Genomic DNA, 17,168 nt, shown 5'->3' on the forward strand with positions numbered 1-17,168 from the left:
GAGCGAAGCCGCCGGTGGAGGGGCGCTCGCCAAGCGAGCCAGCGGCATCAGGTTCGTACATGGGATGCATCTCCTCGGATGGCGCGGGCGCAGCTCGCGTCTCGGGGCATCAGCGAAAGATCACGTCGCTGCGGGTGTTGCCCTGGATGACCCGCATGCGGGGCATCGCGCTCGGTTCGTCCCGCGCCAGGGCGGAGGAGACGTCCGAGCCGAAGATCACCGGGTTGTTGCGCGGCGTCAGCGGAATGGCGCCGTCCGGCGCCTCGCCCTCCGCCGCGGATCTGGCGGTGCGCGCGTCACCCTCCTCGGCCTCGATTGAGCGAACGGCGAGGAGCAGGCGCCCGAGGCGCTCGGCCACCGCGACGCGCTCGGACTGCTCCGGCGTGACCTGCAGGGTCACGGTTCTGGCCACCCGGTTCGGGCTTCCCGCTCCGCCGGGCGCAGGTGGCGTCGTGGCGCCCTGGGCGAATTGCTGGTCCACGGCGATGACGCGGATGCTGGTCAGCACCGTCTCCGCCACCACGCGCCGCCCCGCCGGCGTGTCGCCGCGCTGGAATTCCTGCGTCAGGATGACGTCCACGATGTCGCCGGGTGAGATGAGACCGGAAGCTCCGGTCCTGGCGTCCACACCGATGGAGACGGCGCGTGCGCCCGGCGTCAGTACGGCGGCGAGGAAGCCGCGGTCGCGTGGTCGCAGCACATCGGCACGCACCAGCGGGTCCCCGGCATCGAGGTAGCGGCGCAGCATCGCGCCCCGGACCTCCGGAAGTGCATCCTCGCCCGCGAGGATGGCGCCTTCCGGCACCTGGTCCGGCGGGACATCGCGCTCCCGAAGGTCGGAATCCTTCAGCAGCACGCCGGTCCGCAGGGATTGCGCGGCGACGAGGAGGCGCACCGGCACCACCCGCGGCTCCACGGCCACGGCGGTGCCCGGGTTGAGCGCCTGGAAGGCGAGCCATCCGAGGCCGCCGGAGGTGGCGAGGAGAATGACGGCGACAATGATGCGAAGCGGCATGATTTGTCAGCCTCCCTGGGTTTGCAGGAGGACCACGGCGCCACCGATGGCGATGGCGACGCCGTAGGGCATGGGACCCCGCTGGCGGATGCGCCAGGCTTCGACCGCGAGGACGCGCCGCAGCGCGGTGGCGTGGGTGCGGGCACGGACGGCCAGCCCCGGATACGCCGTGAGCAGGCGTTGCAGCAGGAGGTAGAGGCAGGCCAGCGCGCCGCCGGCGAGAGTGGTGGCGACGACGAGATTCCAGCTCTCGATCGGGGGCAAGCCGAGGCTGAGCGCGGTCAGCAGCTTCACGTCGCCGCCGCCGAGCAGACCGCGCGCGAACAGCAAAAATAACAGGAGAAAGAGAGCGCCGGCGGTCAACAGCGAGGCGAGCAAATCCGGCAGGCTCTCGATCCCGCGTAACATCAGGCCGATCGCTGCGAGCACCAGGCACAAGCTGTTCGGGATCCTGCGCGTCGCAACGTCACGCCATGCGGCAAATGCCAGCAGCAAAAGTGCGGGGATGACGAAGGTGGAAGACATCCGGCCTGTTGTCTCCTGCTGACGGTTCGGGCGGGCCGCCTGCGGTGCCCGGCGGCAGTGGGTCTCGCTAGAGCCGCGGAAAACACATTCCGCTCAGAATGCGGCGGCAACCCTTGCATAAAGCCCCGCCAAAGCCGGTGAGATAAGGGCGAGTGCCGCGGCAATCGCGATGAGTGTCGTCGCCGCGATCAATCCGTACTCCAGCGCAGCAACGCCGCGGTCATCGGTGCCAATCCGGCGGGCGGCGTTCCGAAGGTGACAGGCGGACATGGCTTGCATCTCCATTCGGACTTCGACGCGCCGAGCGAACCGCCCGCTCTGCGCAGATGCAGGGTACGCGGCCGATGCGTCGTTGCAGGACCGCGTACTGCTTCCTCCGCCGGCTCAGCCGGTAAGAGCGGTACCGATCTCGGTGAAGATGCCCGTCAGCGCCGGGCCGATAACCGCCAGGGCCGCAATGATTGCGACGACAGTGGTGGCCGCGATCAGGCCGTATTCCAGGGCCGTAACACCCTTCTCGTCAGAAACGAGCCGGTCGCGGGCTGCCAAAAGCTGGGAGATCCACATCCTGTTCTATCCTTTACAACCGAGATTCAAGTGCCCGGCATGGGCAGATGGCCGCAGCAGACTAATGCGCAGGCGTTGTTCTTTGGAACATCGGCGCTGTCCGCCCCTGGCAAGGATGAATGTACCCATTGCAATCTTTTTCGGTAGATTTTTTTTCGCGACGAAAGTAGCAAGACGACAAGCACCGCAAGCCGACGGCCAGGAATTTTTTATTGAAATTACGGAGAAGGAAAGAAAATGGCGCATCAGGGTCGTTTCCTTTACCAAACTGAATCGGTTCGTTCCGCTTGGCTGTGGTTTTTGGTTGCTGTGCAAAATTTCACTAATTTGAGAGATCGGATGATTGGGGGGCTGCGGAGGTTTCGATCTCTGAGGGATGATGTCAGGGGCGCAACGGCGGTCCTGTTCGGCGTCAGCGCTGTCGTTATCGTTGGTATGGTCGGGCTGGGGACCGAGGGCGGCAGCTGGTACCTGACGCGGCGCGATGCGCAGAACGCCGCGGACCCTGGCGCCTACGCCGGCGCCGTCCGGCTTTCCCTTGCGCAGAGCACGCTCGGCCTGACGCTGACCGCGGCGCGAACCCAGGCCGACAGCGCGGCGCGGGACAACGCGACGATGAACGGCTTCACCAATGCGGCGGCGGCAACGGTCGTCACGGTCAATAGCCCGCCGGCCACCGGCCCCAACAGCGGAAACCAGACGGCGGTGGAGGTTATCGTCGAGCGGACCCGGCCCCGCTTGATCTCCGCCCTTTTCCTGACAACCGATCCCGTCATCACCGCGCGCGGTGTGGCTGCCCTGCTGCCCAACGGCGCCGCCTGCATGCTGGCCATCCCCGGCTTCGGCACGGGAACGGTGACGGGGCAGCTGCTCGCGGGCGGCAGCAGCACGATTTCGGCCCCCAACTGCATCCTCGGCTCCAACTCGGCCCTCGACAATTCAATCAGCATCACCGGCGCCGCCTCCGTCACCGCGCTGTCCCTGACAACGACGGGTGGCTGCAACGGCTGCGATGCGGCGACGCTGACGCAGCCCGTCACCTCCTATGCGCCGCCCACGGTCAATCCACTGCAGTTCCTGAACACCAAGGTGCTGCCGAGCTTCTCCAGTTCGGACTGCTACCAGAGCCCGGTCTATGCCCCGGACGGCGCCCTCATCGCCGGGGGCATCCCGAGCAATGGCAAAGTGAACACCAGCATGGTGATTCCGCCGCCACCCAGCGGGAAGGCGATCTGCGGGTTGGACATCAGCGGCGCCGGCACGGTCGTGACGCTCAACCCCGGCACCTACTACTTCTACAATTCCAGCTTCAAGGTCACGAGCGGCAAGGTGGAATGCCGGATGCCGACGGTGCCGCCGACGGCCGATGGCGACGTCTGCGCAGAGGGACACGGCGTGACCCTGGTGTTCACCGGATCCCCGGCACAGATCGGCGGACCGAACATCAATGGCAACGCCAACATCACGCTGTCGGCGCCGACCGCCGCCCACGCGGCAGACCCGGATTATGCCGGCATCCTGTTCTTCCGCGACCCGCGGGCCACCGGCGGCAACAACCAGGGCAATCCGGCGGTTGACATAAACGGCGGGCCCAGCACCTCGCTTACCGGCGCGATGTACTTCCCGAACTCATACGTAAAGTACAGCGGCAATGCCGCAGTCAACACCTGCTCCGTCCTGATCGGCGGCACCGTGGAAATGACGGGCAACACCGGCGTAACTCTCAATGAATGTGTGGCACTGGGCTACGGAAACCTGGTGCCGAACCTCCAGATCGTCCGACTTGTGGAGTAGCACGCGATGCGAGGCATCCTGATGAGGCTTTGCAAACGGGTGGCGCGAGAGCGCCGGGGCGTGGCCGCGGTCGAGTTTGCCATCATCGCCCCAGTGCTGATCACGCTGCTGGCCGGGGCGGCCAATATCGGCTTCGCCGCGGACCATGGTATCCGACTGGCAAATGCGGCCCGCGCCGGGGCGCAGTATGCCACCGTGCTACCCGGCGATGCCGCCGGAGCACAGAGCGCCGCTCAGGCTATCTTGCCTGGAGCCAGCGTCACGGTGGCGCCGATGGTCTGCACCTGCCCGCTGAGCGGCGCCACTGGCGGCCCCACCGTCGGCTGCAATACCGCCTGCGCTACAGGAATGGCGCGCTACATCACCGTGACCGTGAGCATGCCGCCGCCCCAGATTCCGGGCCTGGCCTTCGCAACCGCCCTCGCCGCCAATCGCAGCGTGGTCGCCCGTGTCCAGTAGCCGCCGCGGAAGACTGACGGAATCGTGGCAGAACTGCCGCGGCACGGTAGCGATCGAGTTCGCCCTGGTCGGCCTGATCTTCATCACGCTGCTGCTGGGCGCGGTGGATCTGGCTCGCTTCCAGTCCGTGCGTCAGTCCCTCGGCAACGTTGCGGAGGAGGCCGCGCGCGCCGCGATGATCATGTCGGGCGCCGGTGCGGTGCTGGGCGGCGGTTGTACGACCACGCCGGACGGTGGCGTACTGAAAAGTGCCGTCACGACGCCGGTCAACCCAACACCAATGCTGACCCCGGCCCTGCTCACGATCACGCCCGTCTGCGCACTCAGTGCCGGTGGCGCACGCACGATCACGGTAACGGCGACATACCCCTTCAATTTCGTCGCACCGCTTCTCACGGTCGCTCCCACCCTCTCCGCAACCGCATCGCTCACCTACTGAAGACCGCATGTTGAACGTTGCGTGAGCACACGAAACAGCGACCTGATAAACGTTGCAGAGTAGAAAATAGCGATTTAGCTTGTCATTTAGGCATGCCAGAAATGAGATCGTAAGCAATATTTAGATCGATTGGCCGGCGAATCTTCGCCCAAGGAAATGGAACCGTGTTCGAAAGCAAAACAGATCCCGGAACCTTATTCCATAGTAAAACGAGCAATGTTGCTCTTGCGGCACGGCGTCCAGCCAGAGAGCCGGGCGCTGCCTGGACGGGTGCCCCATGGTTGGGCGTGGCCGTTGTTGCTGCAGTCATGGCGACTGCCCCAGACTTCGCCTGGTCACAGACTCCTTCGCGGGTGGCGCCGGTCGATCCCCGTTCGGCACCGGCAGCGCCAGCGGTGTCGTTGACGCGCGAGGTCGCGCCTACAATCCCCATCACCTTGTCCGCCGGTACCGGCCGACTTCTGCGGCTGCCTGGCGCCGCAACCTCTGTCATCACGGCTGAACCGCGGATCGTCCGGGTCGAGCCGACTTCACCGACTTCGCTGTTCCTGATGGCTGTTGCGCCGGGGCGCACGACGGTGGTGGCGACCGCTGAGGATGGGTCTGCAGTTGCCGAGTATGAGGTGACCGTGACGCCTGGCGCCTTCGAGCAGACCGGCGACCGCACCCCGGCGCCGAGCGCGGGCGCTGTCGAAAGCGCCATTCGGCGGACGCTGAGGGGCTCGGACTCGGTGCGCGTCGCCGCGGCTGGCCGCAATGGCTTTGTCCTGAGCGGCACCGTTGCGAATGCGGCAGATGCCCAGCGCGCCGAGATGGTCGCGCGCGTTCTCGCCGGAGACGAGCGCACGGTTGTCAACAACCTCCAGCTGCTCTCCGCAATCCAAGTGAATGTCCGGGTGCGTATCGCCGAAGTCTCGCGCCAGGTGACCCGCGAGCTGGGGCTGAACTGGCGCGCCTTTGGGCAGACAGGCAGCTTCCTGATGGGCCTGCGAAGCGGCCCGGCTGCACTTTCCGTGGCCGGCGCTGTGCTTTCAGGCGGAAGCTCCCTCGTTACCAGCCCCAGCCGTGTGGGGCTCGGCCTGACGGGCAACAACTATGATATCAATGCTGTTATCGACGCACTTGCCGCGGACCAGTTGATCTCGATCTTGGCAGAGCCGAACCTGACGGCCCAATCGGGTGAAACGGCCAGCTTCCTGGCCGGAGGCGAGTTCCCGATTCCCATTGCGGCGACATCAACTGGGCAGATCACCATAGAGTTCAAGCAGTTTGGCGTCAGCCTCGCTTTTGTGCCTACCGTCATGGGCCCAGATCGGGTGAACCTGCGAATCCGTCCTGAGGTCAGCGAGCTGACTGACCAGGGCGCGGTGACGGTACCGCTTGGTGGGACAGGCACCACTGTCACCATCCCCGCGCTCGCCGTCCGACGCGCGGAAACCACTGTGGAACTCGGCAGTGGGCAGAGCTTCGCCATCGCAGGCCTCCTCCAGCGCAACTCGCGGCAGAGCGGGTCTGGCGTCAGCGGCATCGGCGAGGTGCCCATACTGGGCGCGCTGTTCCGCTCAGACCGGTTTCAGCGCAACGAGACCGAGTTGGTGATCATCGTCACGCCCTATCTGGTCCGCCCGGTATCCGAGCCAGGAGCTCTCGGCGCGCCAACAGACGGCTTCCGCCCCGCGACCGACATCGATCGCGTCCTATTCCAGCGCCAGATTGCTCGGGGTTCCAACGCACCGCAGCTGCGCGGCCGGCCAGATGCCGGCTTCATCCTGGAGTGAACGTCGCCATGACCAACCGCACTCTCCGCGCCGGCGCATCCTGGGCGCTGCTGCTCGGCCTACTGGGCTGCGCGGATGACCCTTTCGAACGGCCCGGCACCTGGCAACCTGCTGGCGTGAACGACCGCAACCTGTCCCTCATGGTGGCCAGTCCCGGTGATCTCACCCGAGGCGTGGGCGCACTGTCTGAACGCGGTGACGTTGGTGCCACAGCCGTCACGCGCCTCGTGACTGAGCAGCGCCGGCCGCTTCTTGCGTCGCCTAGTTCGTCTGTCGGAGGATCGCAGCAGCCGACCGCCGATCGGCCACTCCCTGGTCTCGGTTTGGCATCAGGTAGCAGGGGTGCACGCTGATGTGGGTGAGACAGGCGCTAACGGACAAGCCCGCCGTCCCATCGCGTCGTGGCGCCCTTCACGGCATTATAGGTCTCTGTGCGATGAGCATGCTGTCCGCCTGTGCCGTAACAGGCGCGAACCACGCTTCGGTACGCAACCCCGATGCCGCCTCCCGCGTCCGGGTGGCGATGGCCGCCGAGGCGTCGGGCCAGCATGACGTCGCCGCCTCAATGTATTCGGCCGCGGCAAATGCGGCGCCGCTGGATGCTGAGATACAGGCCCGCTACGCGGCGGCGTTGGTGCGTGTTGGGCAGGTTCAGAACGCCGAACAGGTTCTCCTGCGCGCCCTGAACAACAAGCCGCGCGACCCTGGACTGGGGCTGGCCCTTGGCCAGTTGCGGATCCGCACGGGCGCCGCGGCTGAAGCCATCGCAGCGCTAGAACAGGTACTCGTGCAGCGGCCTCGCGATACTGCCGCGCTTAATGCGCGGGGGGTGGCGCTGGACCTGCTGGGACGACATGCCGAAGCGCAGCAGAGCTACCGTACTGCACAAGCCATCGATCCTAGTGACATTCCCAGCGCGAACAATCTTGGCTTCTCGCTGATGCTCAGTGGTCGCCCGATGGAGGCTGTGGCCATACTTTCTGCCCTGCGTCAGCGAACCGCCGCTCCGCTGCGCGTCGCCACCAATCTCGGCATAGCACAGGCCATGACGGGTGATTCACGCAATGCCCAAACATCCTTGGGTGGACGGGTCGATGATGAGGACTTGACGCAAATTGTGCGGAGTCTTGCCTCACCCGGCCTTACTTCAGGGGCCGGCAGCTAAGCACACCCTGAATGACGCTCGAAACGTCGCGGCGGCACGACGCGCAATATGCGCGTGAAGGAGGCTGCAACGCCTCGCTGAGCACAGCCATGATGGACAGGCGCAGCATGCTGTCTGGAATGGCGGGCCTGGCCGCCTCAGTCGTGCCAAGCAGGTCGGCTGACGCTAACCGGCTCATCGACCGCTCGCGCCTGATCTGGCTGCGTAACCAAGCAGGTGAGGAATTTGCTGGAGCATTCCGAGGGCCAGAAGGCGTGCCCGCTGCAGAGGTGATGGAACGCCTCCGCCACCTGTTCCGTGATCTGCGCGCCGAGGCACTCGGCCCGCTGCCGGTAGCGTTGGTGGATGTCCTTTCGCTGATCCAGGCGGGTTGGCGCCATGAGCGGCCTTTGCTGCTGCATTCCGGATATCGTACGCGCGGTACCAACGCTTTGCTGGAAGGCGCGGCGAGAGCGAGCCTGCATCTTGAGGGACAGGCCGCCGACTTCGGGATGCGCGGCATTTCCCTGCCGGATCTTGCTGAAGCGGCTTCCGCCTTCTCCAGGATCTTTAGCTTCATGGGCGTCGGGATCTACCGAAATTTTGTGCATGTAGACGTAGGCCCACGTCGCATGTGGAGGGGGGACTGACCGTCGGCGGAGCGGATCAGCATATCGCCGACACATGACTGTCTCCAGGTCTGTCATCCGCATCAAACCCCCGCCCTGATCCTGGTCCAGCCTGGACTTGCTTCCGCGTGATGGCCGACCTCCAGGCCCAGGCCATCCGGCAGCACTGAAAGGCGCTGCGCATGCCGACCATCGGCGGCAGTTCGGCCGCCTGGCAGAGACCGCGGTGCGGGAACAGCAATCGCATCTCGGCTACCTCGAGGCCCTGCTGGCGGCCGAGATGGAGGAGCGCGACAGCCGGGCGATCACGCGCCTGCTGCACGACGCGCGGCTGCCGCGGATGAAGACGCTAAAGGCGTCCGAGTTCGATCGCTCCGGCGTCTTGGCCGCGCAGATGCGCGAGCTGGCCGAGGGGGAGTACGTCACCAAGGCGGAGCCAGTGCTGCTGATCGGCGAGGCAGGCACCGGCAAGACCCACCTCGCGACGGGGCTGTGCGTGGCCGCCTGTCGCCAACGGCGGCGGGTGCGGTTCACCACGGCGACCGGATTGATCGTAAGCGCGGCGAGGAGGCCCGGCTTCCGGCGCGGGGGTGACCATGCTTGTTCGGCCTGGGGCAGGGAGCTTCGGGCCGACGTTATGGTCGACGTGTCGTGGTCGGGGTGCAGGTTCGCCGCCACGTAGCGCACGCCCAGGTCGCGATGCGCCGCCCGCTCGATCCGCCGTGAGGAGAAGATGCCGTTGGCATAGCTGTAGATCAGCAGCGCCAGCAGGAGGCGCGGGTGATACTGCGCGCGGCCACCTGGGATTAGCCGCACGGCGAAGGCGCTGAGCGGAACACGATCCACCGCCGCCACCACAAAATGCGCCACGTCGTCGGCCGGCAGCCAATCCTTCAAATCCGGCGGCAGCAGGAACGCTTGGTCCCGGCTAATGGGAATGAACGTCGTCATGCCCGGCAGATTCGCCGATTTCAGGGCCGCTGGGAATCCGACAGACTGCTAGAGAGAGACACAACCAAGCTGCATGTCCGGCTTAACGCGGCCACTCCACCCCTACACCACGGTCTTCAACCGCTCGACCCGATGGCGCCTGAGGACGTGGCGTGGCCGGATGACCTATGGCGGCAAGCTCTTGGCCCTGGCGCATGCCCCGCCGGCCACTAGTTAGCCAAACGATTTCGGATAATCTGGCGGAGATGTGGCGCTATGGGAGGATTTAACAGTGGAAGGCGCCTTGGGCTGGCGACGGTGGAGGGCTGCGCCTCAGTGGTGTTGGACGTGTGTGCGGTGATGCGGCCCGTCACCGCCGAAATCCGCCGACAGCAGGCAGCGCCGATTGCGGAGGGGCAGATAGCTGAGGCGAGCGCCATCCGCTGGAACTGGACGTGGCAGGGCGATGCGGCCCCCTGGGCGACCGTGGATGTGCATCTGTCTCTCTGCAACGATCATGGCTCGGCACGGCTGAGCTTCGACGTGGCGCATTACCATTGCCCTACCGGCTTGCAGCAGCAGACGGTGATGATAGAGGCAACGCCCTCCCGCTTCGGTGGGGTTCGGTGGTGGTGGGTCTGCCCGGCGACCGGGAGGCGGTGCGCGAAGATCTACCTGCCGGATGGCGGCATTCGCTTTCTGAGCAGGGGGCAGGGCGCCTACCGCCTTGCCTATGCCTCGCAGCGGGGCGACGACATGCAGCGCAGCCACGGGCGGCTTGCGCGGCTGCATCGGCGGCTGGGCGGGCGCTACCGCTTCTTTGACGAGGTGCCGCCGCCGCGCCCCAAGTGGATGCGCCACGCGACCTATGATCGCCTGTGGGCAGAATGGGAGGCGCAGATAGAGCGGCATGAAGGCATCTACGAGGCGGGCGCGGCGCGGCTGCGAGCAAGGCTGTAGGACACGGGGAAAGCGCCTGCCGCGGCTATGGCGGATCCGCCGCTGCGGTAGCTTCGCTGCCTAGCGTCGGCGTGTGACAGCCTGCGCGGCCACCCCGGCGCGCTTTGTTCAGTAGCCGTCTGCTTCCCTGTCTGCATACCCATGACTGATTTGTGGACCCTGGCTCGGGCGGCGCTGAAAGCCGAGCGCGAGACAGAGAACTGGTGGATGACTGCGCCCTCCTGTCATGAAACCTTGCGCGGCCGGAGTTGGCCTACCAGCCCGTATGCCGCGCGAGTGGCAAATATGCCGCGCGAGTGGCAAAGCCAAATGACTGCGTGACCGACCTTCCCGACGCTGCCTCCATCCGAAGGGGGCGTCTACTACCGTGCATGCCAATCGCTGGCCGGATTGGGGGTAGAGATGGGGGTAAGACACGAATTTGTACGAAAAACAGCAACGAATTCACTACGATAGCGCAGGGTTTTGGCGGATAGGGTGGCCGCCATACTGATGGTCGTGGTTATCCGCTGGCGTTCGTCTCCTCGCCCGATCAGGTAGCCAATACGTTGAATTGTTTGGATTTCATGAAGTTGTTCGTTCTCATTTGATCGCTTGCGTTCATGGCCGTTCGGCTATTTTATGTGGGGAACGTCGTGGGGACAGATATGGGTTCCGCATCATCAGGATACACATCATGCCAAAGCGTGCGGCGGGACTAACAGCGGCGGGTGTGCGGGCCGCCAAGCCAGGCATCCAAGTCGACGGCGCGGGCCTGATGCTCGTGGTAAAGCCAACCGGCACCGCAACTTGGATGTTCCGCTACACCTTCGGGGGTAGGCGACGGGACATGGGCCTCGGCCCCGCGCGTGGATCCGATGCCGTGCCACTCGCCGCCGTGCGCGAAAAGGCAGCCGACATGAGGCGGCTCGTTGCCGCTGGCACCGACCCGTTGGACCGCCGAGCGTCAGAGGTGGCAGCCCGGGCTGCGGCAGCGGAAGTCGCGCGCCGTGCGGTCACCTTCAGCCAGGCGACTGAGCGCTACTTGGCCGCCCACGAGGCAGGTTGGCGCAACGAGAAGCATCGGGCGCAGTGGGCCATGACCTTACGCGAGTATGCCGGACCTCATCTCGGGGCGATGCCAGTCACAGCGATCGAGACCCCGAACGTCGTCGAGGTCCTTCGACCGATTTGGCACGTCAAGCCCGAGACGGCGTCTCGGCTGCGCGGGCGGATCGAGGCGGTGCTGGACTTCGCGACCGTTCACGGCTGGCGCGATGCGGCCAACCCGGCACGTTGGCGCGGCCATCTGGACAAGCTGTTTCCGGCCCGGGGCAAGGTGCGGCCGGTGCGCCATCACGCCGCATTGCCGTGGGCCGACCTTGCTGATTTCATGGGTGCGCTGCGGCGACGGGAGGGAGCAGCAGCTCGCGCACTCGAGTTCTGCATCTTGACCGCCGCGCGGTCCGGCGAAGTTCTCGGGGCGCGATGGTCCGAGGTGGATCTCCAGAACGCTATTTGGACGATCCCGGCGCAACGTATGAAGGCTGGCAAGACGCACAGGGTGCCGCTTTCCGACGCTGCAGTTGAACTCTTGCAGACGGTTGGGCTGTTGCGCGACAGAAGCGAAGTGGACCCGTTCGTATTTCCGGGCCAGGGCAAAGAGCGACCGCTCTCCGTGATGGCAGTGACGATGGTTCTGCGCCGCCTGAAACGGGGCGACGTCACGCCTCACGGCTTCCGGTCCACCTTTAGGGACTGGTGCGGTGAAACGACGACGCACAGCCGGGAGGTGGTTGAGGCCGCGCTAGCGCACAGGGTCGGCGATAAGGTGGAGCAAGCCTATGCGCGCGGCGACCTGTTCGCTAAGCGCCGTACCCTGATGCAAGACTGGGCGCGGTCATGTTCGAGCAATAGCACCGCCGATGAAGCACATCCCTTCGAGCCCCGGCTGCAAGGCGCCGGCGCGTGAAGGCCGCATCGGGCACCAGGCTGGTCGGCCGCCCGCGACCGGCGTCCCTACTCCGCGAGAACGTAAACACGCACAACGTTGGCTCTCTTAGCCCGGGCGCAACAGCTAAACGCAGAGACACAGCTCACTCGGCGCCCGAGCGAACGCAAATGGGAGGCGAAGCAGTTGCTTCCATCGGTGAGGTTATAGGGTCTGTCGTCAAGCTCAAGCATAGGCGCATCACAGCCGAGGTTTTCCAGCGCATCCACGAGCAGACACAAGGCAGCAAGCGCATGGCTCTCGTGCACGATGCCGAGTTACTCAGTGTGATGCTCTCCAAGCTGCTCCTGCGGCTGGTTAAGCGTGCACGTCCCGATGCGACGGAAGCTCAAGCCAAGCTGGTAAGTGGTCGCCTTGAAGCTCTCCAGCGAGCCATTGCCGAAAGCTCAGAGACACGGGTTCCGCCGCCTCCCATCCCAGCAGATTGGCTCAACGCGATGCAGTCTTGGATCGAGGGCCACGCGTGGTCTTTTAAAGACCAGGGGCGCGGAGAAATCTCCTTCAACATCCATGTTTATCCAAGCCTCCTTGCGTTCTACGAGTTTGCCTTCGGCAGGCCCGCATCCGCCTCACCAGGACCCACACATCGGTTCCTGCGCGCGTGCGTTGCCGAGGTTCGCAGCGTTCTCACAGATCAAGGTTACACGGCAAAGAGATGGACGCTTGCCGGTGATGACGCTGTCGAAAAGCAAATAACTAGCCGCTGGAAGGCACCTTACCAAGAAAGAGCAAGGCGTGAGGTCCAAAAGCTATTCGTGTCCGTCAGGGCAGACTACCGAATTCAGGTAGGCTGACCGGCACCTTTTTTTCGGGGGAAAAATGGCCCCCTCTCTGCAGCGATTTTCTCCCCTGCAAGCAAAAAGGTGTTTCAGGTCAATTCCGTCTCAGACCGCCCGATCATGGGCAGGGGAGCACGGACATGAAGCCTCAAGACAGTCAACTGCGTAAGCCCAACGATGCTCATCGAGGTCAGCCGGCCATGAGCAAAGGGCTCGCCCACGAGCACTCGCACGCTAACCTCCCCCACTCGGCGCAGCTCAATTCGAGCGTCGCCATTCTCGAGGCCCCGACGAAAAGCACGCTGCGGCTAAGCGCGGGCGCAAGCATTTTATCGGTCCTGCTCGTGCCCCTGGACGCCGCGTTCCGCAGCCTGGGCATCGGGCGCACAAAGGGATACGAGCTCATCGGCTCTGGCCACCTCATCATGGTAAAAATCGGTACAAAAAGCTTGATAACGGCGGATAGCCTGGAGCGCTTCGTTGCAAGCCTTGCTCACACCAATGCGGCGTCGGGCCGGTGAATGCCGTGAGCGGGACACCATTTCCCGCGGCTCTCGCGCGTCTGCGTGACCTCAACGGTTGGCTCCTATGGCGATGGGTTGAGGTCAAGGGCAAGCTCACAAAGCCGCCGTTCCAGTCGCGCTTTCCGGAGCGCAACGCCAGCAACCGCAATCCGAAACACTGGTCGGATTTCCGCACGGCCAGGGACGCTCGGCGCGCGGGCAAGGCCGATGGCATCGGCTTCGTGGTGTCGGTCTGCCAGGAGATCGTCTGGGGGGACCTGGACGATTGCCGCAACCCTGAGACGGGCTCGATCTCGGACTGGGCTATGCGTATCGTCCGCATGGCGAACACGTACACGGAAATCACGCCGTCCGGGCGCGGGCTCCGGATCGTGGGCCTGCTGACGGGGGAGGGGGCGGGCACCGCGATCCACACCGCGTTCAAGCTCGCTGGGGGCGGTAAGGGCGAGATTTTCTACCGGGCCGACCGCTACGTCACGATCAGCGGCAGGCGGCTTAAGGACACGCCTGACGAGCTACGCCCGATTGACGAAACGATTTCTATGATCCAGGGCGAGTCACTCACGTCGCGCGACCGCCTTGAGAGCAGCAGCCGCGATCTGATCCCGGCCTCGCCTGACGATCTCTACGATCCTGTCCTGACCATGATCGACAAGCGCCCTCTGGCGCTGTCCGAGGAACAGGTTCGTGACTACCTCGCTAAGCTCCCGCCTCATAACGCCGAGATCGCGCCTGGGGTGCCGTGGTGGAGCTATCCGCGCTGGATGGACGTGGTGTTCGCCGTCCATGACCAGACGGGCGGCAGCGAGGACGGCTACGCGCTAGTGGACGAGTGGTGCGCCACCACGCCGCACTACGACTCTGACGGCCTGCGCGCCAAATGGGAGAGCGCGCGGGGCTCTGACAAGGGCGATGCGGTCACGTTCCGCAGCGTCATCAAGTGGGCGAATGACTGGACACGTCCGGAGCGCGAGGCCGAGTTCGACCGCATCATGTCGCTGATGGTCCAGGCGCAGAACCGCGTCGAGCTTGAGGACGCCAAGCTGTGCGCGCAGTTGCTTCAGATCGACAGCACCACGATGCGCGTGCTGCTGACGGCGCAGTACCGCACCGCGTTCCGCCGCATTACGGGTTCCAATCTGAGCGAGGCGGCGGCGAAGAAGGAGCTTGCATTCCGCAACCCCGAAATGACGAACATGCCCGACTGGCTGAAGTCCTTTTGCTGGGTGTCAGGAACCGGCAAGTTCTACAACGCGCACAACGGAATGTTGTACACTCCGCAGACCTTCGACATTACCTTTGGCGACCGCTTCCTCACTGAAGAAGAAATCGCCCAGGGCATCGACACGCCGATGCTGATGACGCCGCACAAAGCGGCCGTCAGCCGCTACAAAATCCCGGAGGTGTCCGCGCTCGGCTACATGCCGTACGTCGAGGGCGACACGTCTGCCGACGACGCGCTTTCGCAGGAAGGGGGAGGGGGGTCGCGTCGCCCACGCATCTACGTCCTCAACGGCACGCGCTATGTGAACCGCTATCACACGCGCGGTGCGGTGGACGCTGTGTACGTCCCCTGGTCCGACGAAACGCGCGCCGAAATCAAACTCATCGTGTCGCTGTTTCGACGGGTGTGCGGCAGCAAGCGCGACACCGCGATCATGCTGAGCTTTCTGCGGCACGTTCTTCTGTACCGCACGCGCGTCCGCTTCTGCCCGGTTTTAAGTAGTGCGGAAGGCTCGGGCAAGACGACGGCCATGGTGAAGATTCCGTGTCTGCTGTTCGGCGCGGAGAACGTCGGCATCTACCCGCCGCAAGTCCTGCTCGACAAAAGCGATGGATCGTGGATGGACGGCGATCTGTGGAAAGTGATCGAGGAGGTCTGGGTGCCCGAGGGCGCGCGGCTCGCCGTGATCGAGCGGATGAAGACGGTCATCACGAACGATTCCGTGTCGCCCAGGTTCATGTACGAGGGCACGCGCACCGTTCCCAATACAGCGTCGTACGTGGGCCTGACCAACCACGATGACGTGCTGGCGCTCACCAGTAAGGACACGCGGTTCTACCCCATCCAGGGTGAGCGCGTGGCGACTGCGCGGGCCATGGCTGCGCTGCTGGCGTCGGACCCCACCTACTACCATCGCCTAAACGCGGCGATCCGGCGCAGCATCGGCGCTTTCCGGGGCTGGCTTGAGACGGAGTTCGTGCCTCATCCGGATTTCTCCGCGACCAACGGCAGGGCTCCCGCGTCCGACATCAAACAGCGCGTGATCGAGGAGGCGCGCGATCCTCTCGACCGCGACATCCTCCACCTCCTTGAGCAAGAGACGCATCCGCTGCTGACCAGGGGTGTCGTGTGCCTCGTCACGCTGCACAGGACGCTCGTAGAGCGCGGCGTCTCGATCCTGATGGGTGGTGAGCGCAAGCGAGTCCCGGAAGTCCTCTCGGCGGCGCTCAAGCGCCTGGACTTGCGGGCCAGAGGGCAGTTCCGCGTGGGCTACATCGGTCGCGACGATATAGACACGCCCTCAGACGCGCCGACCGACAACCGCACGCGCATCTACACCTCTGGCGACGGTCCGTTTGACCAGGGGGAGATTACGGCGGCCCGTCTTAACGCCTGGGTTGACAACGACGGCCTCTGACTGCCGGGGTTTGTATTTGGTGGGGTTTCCTGCCGCTCCATAACTGGCGTTTCCTCCCTGAAAACTTGAGCCGGCCAGTGTCATACTGCGCCGGGCTTCTTTTTGCCCTCGCGGTTTGACACAAGCTCCTTGTGTGTAAGCGCAGCGACGAGGCCCGCCTTCCGGCGCGGGCGGTGAATATGCTTGGACGGCGTGGAGCAGGGAGCTTCGGGCCGACGCTATGGTCGACGCTAATGACGACGCGAAGGGTGGCGGATATCGCCGGGTAGAGATCCTGACTGGGCCTGGCCGGCGGCGGAAATGGTCGGACGAGGACAAGGCGCGGATCGTGGCGGAGACGCTGGAGCCTGGCGCGGTCGTGGCCGAGGTGGCGCGGCGTCGGCAGATCTGCCCGCAGCAGGTTTTCACCTGGCGGCGGGAGATGCACACCGGGTCCGCGGCGCGGCTGAACTTCGTGCCGATCGTGCCATCGACATCGATGCCCGCACCAGAGCCGACAGCCGCGCCAGTTGGCTCCTCTCCATCGGTTGAGATGGAGTTGGCCGGCGCGGTGCTGCGCGTCGCGCCTGGCACCGACGGCGCGTTGCTGACGACGGTGCTGCGGGCGATCCGGGCGTCGGCGGCATGATCGCGCTGCCGGCCGGCGCGCGGATCCTGCTGGCCACCAAGCCCGTCGACTTCCGCAAAGGCGCGCACAGCCTGGCGGCGCTGGCGGCCGAGGTGCTGGGCGCCGATCCTTTCTCGGGCGCGGTGCTGGTGTTCCGCTCGCGTCGCGCCGACCGGGTCAAGATCCTGCTCTGGGACGGCAGCGGGCTGGTCCTGGTCTGGAAGCAACTGGAGGCCGCCGCGTTCCGCTGGCCGGCGATCGTGGACGGCGTGGTGCGCCTGACGCCTCTGGAGTTCGCCGCGCTGTTCGACGGCATCGATTGGCGACGTGTTCAGGCGGTGCGGGAGATTCCCACGCCCAGTGTTCCTGCATAGAATCACCACGTG

The 17,168-nt window shown here is 65.1% G+C and carries 19 protein-coding genes and 1 pseudogene; 14 read left to right on the plus strand and 6 right to left on the minus strand.

From position 1 onward, the window contains the following. Positions 1 to 109 precede the first annotated feature (109 nt). The 5 genes from cpaB to ACFHNC_RS20595 form a co-directional block, all read right to left on the minus strand. Entirely contained in the window at positions 110 to 1,015 is a 906-nt protein-coding gene (gene cpaB / locus ACFHNC_RS20575; protein ID WP_437171119.1) for a Flp pilus assembly protein CpaB, read from the minus strand. Between the two features lie 6 nt (positions 1,016 to 1,021). Then, the gene (locus ACFHNC_RS20580) at positions 1,022 to 1,540 is read right to left on the minus strand and encodes an A24 family peptidase (protein WP_437171120.1); all 519 of its coding nucleotides are present in this window, start codon (positions 1,538 to 1,540) and stop codon (positions 1,022 to 1,024) included. Between the two features lie 93 nt (positions 1,541 to 1,633). Then, positions 1,634 to 1,825, minus strand: coding sequence for a hypothetical protein (locus ACFHNC_RS20585; protein WP_437171121.1), 192 nt, complete (start codon positions 1,823 to 1,825; stop codon positions 1,634 to 1,636). Positions 1,826 to 1,924: 99 nt separating this feature from the next. Next, positions 1,925 to 2,107 (minus strand): Flp family type IVb pilin, encoded by a 183-nt coding sequence (locus ACFHNC_RS20590; RefSeq protein ID WP_437171122.1) that lies wholly within the window; start codon positions 2,105 to 2,107, stop codon positions 1,925 to 1,927. Positions 2,108 to 2,113: 6 nt separating this feature from the next. Next, positions 2,114 to 2,353, minus strand: a complete 240-nt coding sequence (locus ACFHNC_RS20595; protein ID WP_437171123.1) for a hypothetical protein — start codon at positions 2,351 to 2,353, stop codon at positions 2,114 to 2,116. Between the two features lie 93 nt (positions 2,354 to 2,446). On the opposite strand from ACFHNC_RS20595, the gene ACFHNC_RS20600 reads away from it, so the two are divergent. The 7 genes from ACFHNC_RS20600 to ACFHNC_RS20630 all read left to right on the plus strand — a co-directional run bounded on the left by ACFHNC_RS20600 (position 2,447) and on the right by ACFHNC_RS20630 (position 9,032). After that, on the plus strand, positions 2,447 to 3,901 hold the full coding sequence (locus ACFHNC_RS20600) for a pilus assembly protein TadG-related protein (protein WP_437171124.1): 1,455 nt from the start codon (positions 2,447 to 2,449) through the stop codon (positions 3,899 to 3,901). Between the two features lie 60 nt (positions 3,902 to 3,961). Next, positions 3,962 to 4,360 carry a TadE/TadG family type IV pilus assembly protein gene (locus tag ACFHNC_RS20605; RefSeq protein ID WP_437171125.1) on the plus strand — a complete coding sequence of 133 codons (399 nt, stop codon included), beginning with the start codon at positions 3,962 to 3,964 and terminating at the stop codon, positions 4,358 to 4,360. Beyond that, a complete protein-coding gene (locus tag ACFHNC_RS20610) occupies positions 4,350 to 4,799 on the plus strand; it encodes a TadE/TadG family type IV pilus assembly protein (RefSeq protein WP_437171126.1) in 450 nt (149 codons plus the stop codon). The genes ACFHNC_RS20605 and ACFHNC_RS20610 overlap by 11 nt, the downstream gene beginning before the upstream one ends. 401 nt (positions 4,800 to 5,200) lie before the next feature. Next, a complete protein-coding gene (locus tag ACFHNC_RS20615) occupies positions 5,201 to 6,577 on the plus strand; it encodes a type II and III secretion system protein family protein (RefSeq protein ID WP_437171127.1) in 1,377 nt (458 codons plus the stop codon). Between the two features lie 436 nt (positions 6,578 to 7,013). Continuing rightward, positions 7,014 to 7,742: a tetratricopeptide repeat protein gene (locus ACFHNC_RS20620; RefSeq protein WP_437171128.1), complete on the plus strand. Its 729-nt coding sequence runs from the start codon at positions 7,014 to 7,016 to the stop codon at positions 7,740 to 7,742. An 11-nt stretch (positions 7,743 to 7,753) separates the two neighbouring features. Further along, on the plus strand, positions 7,754 to 8,371 hold the full coding sequence (locus ACFHNC_RS20625) for a YcbK family protein (RefSeq protein ID WP_437171129.1): 618 nt from the start codon (positions 7,754 to 7,756) through the stop codon (positions 8,369 to 8,371). 205 nt (positions 8,372 to 8,576) lie between these two features. Next, on the plus strand, positions 8,577 to 9,032 hold the full coding sequence (locus ACFHNC_RS20630) for an ATP-binding protein (RefSeq protein ID WP_437171163.1): 456 nt from the start codon (positions 8,577 to 8,579) through the stop codon (positions 9,030 to 9,032). Here ACFHNC_RS20630 and ACFHNC_RS20635 read toward each other — a convergent pair. Beyond that, positions 8,915 to 9,301 (minus strand): annotated as a pseudogene (locus tag ACFHNC_RS20635) (transposase); the annotation flags it as partial. The gene ACFHNC_RS20630 and the pseudogene ACFHNC_RS20635 overlap by 118 nt on opposite strands. A 297-nt stretch (positions 9,302 to 9,598) precedes the next feature. Here ACFHNC_RS20635 and ACFHNC_RS20640 point away from each other — a divergent pair. The 7 genes from ACFHNC_RS20640 to tnpB all read left to right on the plus strand — a co-directional run bounded on the left by ACFHNC_RS20640 (position 9,599) and on the right by tnpB (position 17,156). Further along, a complete protein-coding gene (locus tag ACFHNC_RS20640; protein WP_437171130.1) occupies positions 9,599 to 10,240 on the plus strand; it encodes a hypothetical protein in 642 nt (213 codons plus the stop codon). A 676-nt stretch (positions 10,241 to 10,916) separates the two neighbouring features. Next, the gene (locus tag ACFHNC_RS20645; protein ID WP_437171131.1) at positions 10,917 to 12,191 is read left to right on the plus strand and encodes a tyrosine-type recombinase/integrase; all 1,275 of its coding nucleotides are present in this window, start codon (positions 10,917 to 10,919) and stop codon (positions 12,189 to 12,191) included. 149 nt (positions 12,192 to 12,340) lie between these two features. Beyond that, on the plus strand, positions 12,341 to 13,024 hold the full coding sequence (locus ACFHNC_RS20650; RefSeq protein ID WP_437171132.1) for a hypothetical protein: 684 nt from the start codon (positions 12,341 to 12,343) through the stop codon (positions 13,022 to 13,024). 125 nt (positions 13,025 to 13,149) lie between these two features. After that, complete coding sequence (locus ACFHNC_RS20655) at positions 13,150 to 13,530, plus strand: hypothetical protein (protein ID WP_437171133.1); 381 nt, start codon at positions 13,150 to 13,152, stop codon at positions 13,528 to 13,530. Between the two features lie 5 nt (positions 13,531 to 13,535). Then, on the plus strand, positions 13,536 to 16,175 hold the full coding sequence (locus ACFHNC_RS20660; protein ID WP_437171134.1) for a PriCT-2 domain-containing protein: 2,640 nt from the start codon (positions 13,536 to 13,538) through the stop codon (positions 16,173 to 16,175). A gap of 220 nt (positions 16,176 to 16,395) precedes the next feature. Then, the gene (gene tnpA, locus ACFHNC_RS20665; RefSeq protein ID WP_437171135.1) at positions 16,396 to 16,803 is read left to right on the plus strand and encodes an IS66-like element accessory protein TnpA; all 408 of its coding nucleotides are present in this window, start codon (positions 16,396 to 16,398) and stop codon (positions 16,801 to 16,803) included. Next, positions 16,800 to 17,156 (plus strand): IS66 family insertion sequence element accessory protein TnpB, encoded by a 357-nt coding sequence (gene tnpB / locus ACFHNC_RS20670; protein ID WP_437171136.1) that lies wholly within the window; start codon positions 16,800 to 16,802, stop codon positions 17,154 to 17,156. Before tnpA ends, tnpB begins: the two co-directional genes overlap by 4 nt. Positions 17,157 to 17,168: the final 12 nt, after the last annotated feature.

This window comes from Falsiroseomonas sp. E2-1-a4, from assembly GCF_051433165.1.
Classification (GTDB): domain Bacteria; phylum Pseudomonadota; class Alphaproteobacteria; order Acetobacterales; family Acetobacteraceae; genus Falsiroseomonas.

Excerpts from the sequence above, each read along its gene's own strand:
- ACFHNC_RS20655 (WP_437171133.1), top strand. The coding sequence starts at position 13,150 with ATGAAGCCTCAAGACAGTCAACTGCGTAAGCCCAACGATGCTCATCGA.
- ACFHNC_RS20625 (WP_437171129.1), top strand. The coding sequence starts at position 7,754 with ATGACGCTCGAAACGTCGCGGCGGCACGACGCGCAATATGCGCGTGAA.
- ACFHNC_RS20645 (WP_437171131.1), top strand. The coding sequence starts at position 10,917 with ATGCCAAAGCGTGCGGCGGGACTAACAGCGGCGGGTGTGCGGGCCGCC.
- ACFHNC_RS20595 (WP_437171123.1), bottom strand. The coding sequence starts at position 2,353 with ATGCGCCATTTTCTTTCCTTCTCCGTAATTTCAATAAAAAATTCCTGG.
- ACFHNC_RS20590 (WP_437171122.1), bottom strand. The coding sequence starts at position 2,107 with ATGTGGATCTCCCAGCTTTTGGCAGCCCGCGACCGGCTCGTTTCTGAC.
- cpaB (WP_437171119.1), bottom strand. The coding sequence starts at position 1,015 with ATGCCGCTTCGCATCATTGTCGCCGTCATTCTCCTCGCCACCTCCGGC.
- tnpB (WP_437171136.1), top strand. The coding sequence starts at position 16,800 with ATGATCGCGCTGCCGGCCGGCGCGCGGATCCTGCTGGCCACCAAGCCC.
- ACFHNC_RS20650 (WP_437171132.1), top strand. The coding sequence starts at position 12,341 with ATGGGAGGCGAAGCAGTTGCTTCCATCGGTGAGGTTATAGGGTCTGTC.
- ACFHNC_RS20580 (WP_437171120.1), bottom strand. The coding sequence starts at position 1,540 with ATGTCTTCCACCTTCGTCATCCCCGCACTTTTGCTGCTGGCATTTGCC.
- ACFHNC_RS20585 (WP_437171121.1), bottom strand. The coding sequence starts at position 1,825 with ATGGAGATGCAAGCCATGTCCGCCTGTCACCTTCGGAACGCCGCCCGC.
- tnpA (WP_437171135.1), top strand. The coding sequence starts at position 16,396 with ATGGTCGACGCTAATGACGACGCGAAGGGTGGCGGATATCGCCGGGTA.
- ACFHNC_RS20620 (WP_437171128.1), top strand. The coding sequence starts at position 7,014 with ATGAGCATGCTGTCCGCCTGTGCCGTAACAGGCGCGAACCACGCTTCG.
- ACFHNC_RS20600 (WP_437171124.1), top strand. The coding sequence starts at position 2,447 with ATGATTGGGGGGCTGCGGAGGTTTCGATCTCTGAGGGATGATGTCAGG.